4 protein-coding genes are annotated in these 9,004 nt (G+C 34.7%); all 4 read right to left on the reverse strand.

The window, feature by feature from the left end:
• The coding region (locus L0U72_RS11595) for a type IX secretion system membrane protein PorP/SprF (RefSeq protein WP_317206240.1) at positions 1–201 on the reverse strand (201 nt) is incomplete at its 3' end.
• Positions 168–1,115, reverse strand: a complete 948-nt coding sequence (locus L0U72_RS11600; RefSeq protein ID WP_233899365.1) for a PorP/SprF family type IX secretion system membrane protein — start codon at positions 1,113–1,115, stop codon at positions 168–170. The genes L0U72_RS11595 and L0U72_RS11600, both read right to left, overlap by 34 nt.
• Before the next feature lie 10 nt (positions 1,116–1,125).
• The gene (locus L0U72_RS11605; RefSeq protein WP_233899367.1) at positions 1,126–8,028 is read right to left on the reverse strand and encodes an Ig-like domain-containing protein; all 6,903 of its coding nucleotides are present in this window, start codon (positions 8,026–8,028) and stop codon (positions 1,126–1,128) included.
• A gap of 505 nt (positions 8,029–8,533) precedes the next feature.
• Positions 8,534–9,004 (reverse strand): OmpA family protein (locus L0U72_RS11610; protein ID WP_233899368.1); only part of this gene is annotated, 471 nt, incomplete at its 5' end.

The following is a 9,004-nucleotide window of genomic DNA, read 5'->3' on the forward strand; positions in this document are numbered from 1 at the left end:
GCTATAATTTGAAGAGGTTAAATCATAAGCAAAACCTAGATACAATTCTCTAGTGATTTGAAAACCTAATAAAGCACTTATCGAATCATCCCATCTCCACGCTAATCCTGCTGTTACTTTTTCATTAAACATAAAATTTGCCGATACATCTACTGANGGCGTATCAATTAATAGAAACCTACCCTGAAAACGAAAATACACCTGAAGAATCTTGGGGATTTTATCGCTTGTTCTTTAAACATTTCATATCGTAACATTACTTCGTATGTTCCTGAATTGTAATTGCTATAATTTGAAGAGGTTAAATCATAAGCAAAACCTAGATACAATTCTCTAGTGATTTGAAAACCTAATAAAGCACTTATCGAATCATCCCATCTCCACGCTAATCCTGCTGTTACTTTTTCATTAAACATAAAATTTGCCGATACATCTACTGATAAAGGAGCGCCTTTTACTGCCTTTACCAAAGCTGCTGGTTTAAATTTGATATTATCACTTAAATCAAAAACATATCCTGCGATAAAAAATAAGTGCATGCGTTCGGTTGCGATATCTCCACCATTACTTACATCATCATAATGATCCGTACTTATGAAATTAGGAATCGCTCCTCCAACATACCATGTATTCGTATAGTAATACAATCCTGCTCCTATCGTTGGTAAAAACTTATTAATATTTCCTTGTATTTTTTTATCGTTTACATTTTTAACTCGTCCTTTACTCCAATCTACGTTTAAATGACGACCTCCTAATTTTAATCCGAAGGATAAATTCCCTTCATCACTCGTACGAATCGTATAAGATCCGTTGATATCTAAAAATAATTCACTCGCAGGTCCAATTCTATCGTTCGTTAAATTGATTCCTAAACCAACTCCGCTATAACCTAGCGGAGTATCATAACTTAGCGTTTGTGTATCGGGTGCGCCATCTAAACCGACCCATTGCGTACGTCCTAACAAATTGATAATTGAATGTCCGCTAGAACCAGCATATGCTGGATTAACGCTCATCGTATTATACATGTATTGCGTATATTGTGGATCTTGCTGAGCAGTAACTCCAAGTACAACGCAAAGAATTAATAGCAGTGTATATCTAATTTTCATATCTCTTTTTTTATCTATTTATGTATAACCAACCTGCTTTCGGTGCTGATCCATCTCCTAAATCAATAACATAATAATAAGTTCCCGGTGGTAATTTCTCATCTACTGTGATTGTTGCACGTCCGTTTGAAATCCCTTTAAAAGAAACATCCGAATTATTATATCCTGAGGCTTTATAAACCGTATTTCCCCATCTATTAAAAATCTCTACAGTATTTTTACTATACGCTGGTTTATCAATACAAGAGATAAAGAAACTATCATTTTCACCATCATTATCAGGCGTCATAATATTGTATGGCGTTCCACAAGGAAGTGATTCTGATACAACTACGATGGTTACTGTAGCTACTTTACAATTTATTGGATTTGCTCCATTTTCACAGATTTGATATTCTAAATCATATGTTCCTGGTGTAGCATCAGGTGCTACTGTTATAGTTCCATCAGCATTAAACGTAAAACCATCTTCGTTAGTTTCGTTAGGATCTGGCGTTAATGTTACCGCTCCTAATTCTGTTCCTATTACTACAGGATTACCGTTTAATGTATCGTTATCGATTATCGATGGTGTACTTTCTCCAACTAATACTGGCGTTGCCGTGTAATCATCAACAATAGGTTCAATTACTGATGCAACATTCACCGTTACCGTTGCTATTGAACAACTTGCTTTTGGTGTATCATCATCACAAAGTGTATATGTAAAAGTATCTTTTCCTACAAATCCTGTAGCTGGTGTATAATCAAATGTTCCATCGCTATTATTTACAACCGTTCCACCTTTAGTGCTTATCGCATCAAAACTAGTGATTGTTGCGTTGTCTAAAACACTATCATTTTCTAGGACATTTCCTGTAGTTACAGGCGTATCTTTTAATGTTGATGCTGTGTCAGGTTCAGCTGTTGGGTTTTCGTCTTTTGGAACTATTGTTACATCAACATTTGCTGTATCGTTTCCGCCATTTCCATCACTAATAGTATACGGGAAAGTAATTGCAGTTCCGGTTCCATCAGGTTGGATATCTAATGTTCCATCTGATAATAATGTTACTGTTCCTCCTGTTACTGAAATTGGTGTATCTACAACTGGGGTAGTTCCATTGATATCTGTAATTGTTAATGTATCGCCGTCAACATCTGAATCTAATCCATTTCCGTTATTCGCTAATACATCTACATTTACTAATACATCAACTGTTGTACTTGAAGTATCATCCTGTGCTACTGGTGCAGTATTATCGATTGTTACCGTTACATCTGCTGTATCTGTTCCGCCATTTCCATCACTTATGGTGTATGGGAAAGTAATTTCTGTTCCTGTTCCATCAGGTTGAATTTCTAATGTTCCATCTGATTTTAAAGTTACCGTTCCTCCTGTTACTGATATTGGAGTTCCTACAACTGGCGTAGTTCCATCGATATCTGTAATTGTTAAAGGATCATTATCGGCATCTGCATCAACGCCATTTCCGTTAGATGATAAAACATCTACATTGACTAAAGCATCAATCGTTGTACTTGAAGTATCATCCTGTGCTACTGGTGCTGTATTATCGATTGTTACCGTTACATCTGCTGTATCTGTTCCGCCATTTCCATCACTTATGGTGTATGGGAAAGTAATTTCTGTTCCTGTTCCATCAGGTTGAATTTCTAATGTTCCATCTGATTTTAAAGTTACTGTTCCTCCTGTTACTGAAATTGGTGTATCTACAACTGGGGTAGTTCCATTGATATCTGTAATTGTTAATGTATCGCCGTCAACATCTGAATCTAATCCATTTCCGTTATTCGCTAAAACATCTACATTTACTAATGCATCAACTGTTGTACTTGCTGAATCATCCTGTGCTACTGGTGCAGTATTACCGATAGTTACATCAACATTCGCTGTATCTGTTCCGCCATTTCCATCACTAATAGTATATGGGAAAGTAATTGCAGTTCCTGTTCCATCAGGTTGGATATCTAATGTTCCATCTGATAATAATGTTACTGTCCCTCCTGTTACACTAATTGGTGCATCTACAACTGGGGTAGTTCCATTGATATCTGTAATTGTTAATGTATCACCGTCAACATCTGAATCTAATCCATTTCCATTATTCGCTAAAACATCTACATTTACTAATGCATCAACTGTTGTACTTGCTGAATCATCCTGTGCTACTGGTGCAGTATTACCGATAGTTACATCAACATTCGCTGTATCTGTTCCGCCATTTCCATCACTAATAGTATATGGGAAAGTAATTGCAGTTCCGGTTCCATCAGGTTGGATATCTAATGTTCCATCTGATAATAATGTTACTGTTCCTCCTGTTACACTAATTGGTGTATCTACAACTGGGGTAGTTCCATTGATATCTGTAATTGTTAATGTATCGCCGTCAACATCTGAATCTAATCCATTATCGTTATCTGCTAAAACATCTACATTAACTAAAGCATCAATCGTTGTACTTGCTGTATCATCCTGTGCTACTGGTGCAGTATTATCGATTRTTACCGTTACATCTGCTGTATCTGTTCCGCCATTTCCATCACTTATTGTGTATGGGAAAGTAATTTCTGTTCCTGTTCCATCAGGTTGAATATCTAATGTTCCTCCTGCTAATAAAGTTACAGTTCCTCCTGTTACTGATATTGGTGTTCCTACAACTGGTGTAGTTCCRTTTATATCTGTAATTGTTAAAGGATCATTATCTGCATCAGCATCAACGCCATTATCGTTATCTGCTAAAACATCTACATTAACTAAAGCATCAATCGTTGTACTTGCTGTATCATCCTGTGCTACTGGTGCAGTATTATCGATTGTTACCGTTACATCTGCTGTATCTGTTCCGCCATTTCCATCACTTATTGTGTATGGGAAAGTAATTTCTGTTCCTGTTCCATCAGGTTGAATATCTAATGTTCCTCCTGCTAATAAAGTTACAGTTCCTCCTGTTACTGATATTGGTGTTCCTACAACTGGTGTAGTTCCATTTATATCTGTAATTGTTAAAGGATCATTATCTGCATCAGCATCAACGCCATTATCGTTATCTGCTAAAACATCTACATTAACTAAAGCATCAATCGTTGTACTTGCTGTATCATCCTGTGCTACTGGTGGACAATTTGGTTGTGTATTTACTACAATATTTGAACTTGCTAATGAAGTACATCCTGTTCCATCGGTATCTGTTACTGTAAATGTATAACTACCTGCATTAGCGGTTACCAATCCGGTTCCTGATACACCTACTACTGATGGTTTAAATGCATATGTATCTCCTGAATCGTATCCGGTAATTTGAAAACTTCCCGTTGAAACAGCACACGTTGGTTGCGTTACTGCTCCTACAACTGGTGCTRATGGAGTAGCTGGTTGTGCATTTACTACAATATTTGAACTTGCTAATGAAGTACATCCTGTTCCATCGCTATCTGTTACTGTAAATGTATAACTACCTGCATTAGCGGTTACYAATCCGGTTCCTGATACACCTACTACTGATGGTGTAAATGCATATGTATCTCCTGAATCGTATCCCGTAATTTGAAAACTTCCCGTTGAAACAGCACACGTTGGTTGTGTTACTGCTCCTGTGATTGATGCTACTGGCAACGCATTCACAGTAAGTAAAACTTCATCAGAAATTACCTCCGAACACGTATTACTTGTACTCGTTGTTACTAACCTGTATTTATTTGTTGAAGTCGTTAAAGGTGGATTCGTTAATGTTAAAGATGCGGTTGTTGCATTACTATATATGCCGCCATTACTTATAACATTCCACGATCCAGCTCCTTCAATTTGTTCTACCCATTGATAAACAAGCCCTGTTGTATTTCCTGCAATTCCTGTATAATCTGGAACTCCAGCATTAAAGATAGTCGTGCTTTTTGATAACATTTCAGCCGTAAAAACAGCATTTCCTCCTAAACAAATAACCTTATTTGTAGGTTGTGTCTTTACTTCTATTTTTGTTGCTGTTAATACATTTGTGTTTGTTCCCTGTCCTTGTGTATTATTGCTACCATCAGCAGTTCCTCCTGAATTTACCAAATTAGGAACTCCATTAATATCTACACCTCCTTGGTTTGCTATATCAATTCTTTTATCAGCATCTAATTGTACTGATGTTACATTTTCATTCGCTTCTATTGCATCAGGACATCCGTCATTATCAGAATCTGTATCTAAATAATTTGGTACTCCGTCATTATCAGTATCACAGTGATTAATTTTAACAATTACATTATCGACATATTCATCGGTAGAGACACTAATAGCAGCATTATTTAACCAAGGATAATTACTTGCTGCACCTAAATCTATTTCATTTGCTATAAAAGCTGTTCCTAAAACTCCTGAAACATTATATTTATAACCTTTATTATCAGCATATAAATGTAAAATACCAGATCCGTTGTCTTTAACATAATAGGTTGTAGATTGTCTAAACCAACCTTTTACTCTTGGAGGTGCTGTAAAGTTAGGTAATGATGAATTAGGTTCTCTAATTAAAACACTTCCATGCCCATATAAGAATACTCCATCTGGAGCCCCAGCATAATCTTCTTGCCAAATAGGGTCTTGACCAGGTGCACCAATAGCAATACCATATTCATTACTTCCATTTGTTAAAGTTGAACCTGTATCTTGTAATCCTAATGAAAAATCAGCTTCAACAGTATATTTCTCTCCGTTTAATAAATTTACTTTATTTAAAACGATAAATGAAGACATTTGCTCCTGATCAACTATTCCTCCTCCATTTGCATCAATTACAATACTTGGATTACCATCAACTCCAGAAATCGATTTATACTCTCCTACATTTGTAGTACTCGTATTTCCTGGGTGTGAATTATAAGCTTCTTGCAAACCATCAATCCCTGGCACTCCTACTAAGCTTCCTTTTGGAATAACTGCTCCTACTGTACCGGCTTCAAATGTTTCATTTATAATGATTTCTTCTACTATATTTCCTGTACAATTAGCATCTTCTTCTGCATCTAAAATACCATCATTATCATCATCTAAATCACAAATATTATTTACACCATCACCATCGGAATCGGTTGTTGTTGGTGTACCGTTCGTACTCGCACCAACTGTACATGGGTTTGGTGGAGGACATGCTGAACCTTGTGCACTTGGATCATATGGTTTTGTTGTATCAATTACATCTTTTAAAATTCCTGAATCTACAGAAGTTTCTAAAGCATCATATAAACCATTTACTCCAACACCCATTGCTATTTGTGCAGGAGTTAAAGCTATTAAACCTGCTTCTGTAGCATCATCACAGCCATCACCATCAGCATCTGTACTTAAACTTCTAGTACATATTGGATCAATTGGAAATCTAACTACTTTAACAGCATCTACTGTTATTACAGCATCTGTATTATTTGACCCTAATTTTACATTTACATTTGTTGATGTTGCTTTAAAAATCACCCTGTACACTTTCCAGTTAGGGTTTAAAGGTGAGCTAGCAGGAGTTACCAATACTGGAAAATCGCCTATACTATAACTATTAAAATTGGGGTCATCACTACTTAAAATATCACCTCCTGTTATATCAACATAAGTAGAAGGGTTATATCTATCTATACTACCTAAATCATTATATACAGGTAATAACCCCATTTCATAAGTAAATGCATAATTTTCACCTATAGTTAAGCCTGTTAAATTATTCGAAATAGCCTCAGAACCTCTAGAAAAAATAATAAAAGCACCTCCATCTGTAGTTGATTGCTCTACTATAGGATGTAGATCTTTTGAATTTTGTTTTGACTGATTTATATACTGACCTTGTGTCCAATCTACTGAATCATGAAATAACCAATCATCTTTTTTACCTACAAGATTAACAACTGGATCCTGAGGCAGCTGTTCTTCTAAGTGTACTGTATAAAAACTTCCATCATTTGCCGTTTCTACAGTCCAACCAATAAATTGTTTCGTCGATTCAAAAACAGTCGTGTGGTCATATTCAAAACTTCCACTAGAAGTTAAATCAGAAGTACATTCAAATTTATCTAAAATCCCATCATTATCATCATCAATATCAATAGCATCAACAATACCATCATTATCAAAATCACTAATTATTGTAAATGCAGTTGCATCACTATAACAAGGACTTCCGTTATCATCACCTTCAAAAAGAGCATAATATGTACCCGCTAAAACTTGTGATCCATTTGGTATTTCACTATCGACACTTGCAGGTAAAAAATAATACCATTTTACATTTTTAATTCCTTTATTAGTTATCGTTGTATCAAAAGTACTTAAATCAAAAGTTGCTTGCCCCGTAATTGGCGCAGTAGGGTTTTTTGAAAACTGTGGAGCATCCGTAGTAATACTACATGGATTACACTTTGTTGTTGCTATTTTAACAGCATCTAAATACATTCTCGTCATATTAAAACCATCCCAGCCTTCGCCTACTAAACGAAGCCATTTATATCCTGCCCCTGTAGTAATACCTGCCCCAGTAGGTACAGTTATTGTAACCTCTCCCATAGAATCAGGAAAAATAGGTGTTACAACTGTCATTGTATTAAAGGTTGAGTTAGAATTCCCAAATCCAATTGTTAATGGCTTATTATATTGAGAGTAATACCCTGTAAAAGTAATTACAGACCCTTCTGTAAACTCTTCAGCATACTCTAAGATTAAAGGTGTATCTCCAGAGTAATAATAATTAGAATTATTAGGAGCACCCAAAGCATCAGTTGCTAAACCACCTGTTGCATATTGGTTTTCAACAATCGTTCCACTAGGACCACAATTAAGAGCCTGCCCCAACACCAACGAAGGCATCAGAAATAAAGAAGCGATTAAAAGCCCTGTAAATAAGAGCTTATTTTTAATTAATAAATGGTAATTATTTTTCATAAAAATTTATTTTAAATTTAAACCTTGGTGTTTTTACTTAAAATATCAACACCTACTTATGCTATATTAGTATATACATACGTTTATTATAAAACAGTATGTACTACAACTTTTATTAATTTACAAAAAACTCTAAAAAACGTGGATTTCGTTAATAATATCTTAAAATTTATTATTTTATTTTTGGGGGCTAATTTAGTTAATTATATAACATACTGCATATTAAGTATCTATATATTTTTCAATAAATATAACTTAATATTAAATACACTTAAATTATGAATTTATTAAAAAAAAAGAGTTAATATTATATTGATATTTTCTTTATTTAAAAAGAAGAACGTTAATCAACTAATTTATAACTAAAAAATGGGAAGTTTACTTTCTAGATTTCCATAAATATACTAAAAAAAAAGAAGACTATCAAATTATTTCATAATAAAAAACACGAAGCGAACTTCGTGTTTTTGTTATTTTGACTAATAATTTATTTTTTGCTGATTTCTTACTCATTTATTGCCTTTACACTTTCATTTCCTTTGATGATGTAAAAGTAAGAACGCCTGTTTTTCTGATGTTCTTCTTTACTACACTTGCTACTATTCGCATCATCACAATGATTTAGTAAATTATCTTCTCCAAAACCAATCGCGCTTTCTATTCTGTTTGATGCAATTCCTCTTGAAATTATATAATCACGGGTTGATTTTGCTCGGCTATCTGATAAATTCCTATTATAATCTTTACCTCCTCGGCTATCCGTATGCGATTCGATTTTAATCACCAATTCTGGATACGTATTCATTACCGTTACAATATCTTCCAATTCATATTCCGCATCTTCTCGGATATTTGACTTATCAAAATCAAAATAAATGGGATTGATTACAATCTGATTTCCAACAATTAACGATTGTAAATTAAGATTCACAACAACATCTTGTTGATTTACATCAAGCGTTTCCGTTTCTTCTTT

Origin of the sequence: Tenacibaculum piscium (assembly GCF_021390755.1) — a bacterium.
GTDB lineage: Bacteria > Bacteroidota > Bacteroidia > Flavobacteriales > Flavobacteriaceae > Polaribacter > Polaribacter piscius.

Bases quoted from the DNA above. Each gene is read 5' to 3' on its own strand.
- L0U72_RS11600 (WP_233899365.1), bottom strand. From the start codon at position 1,115: ATGAAAATTAGATATACACTGCTATTAATTCTTTGCGTTGTACTTGGA.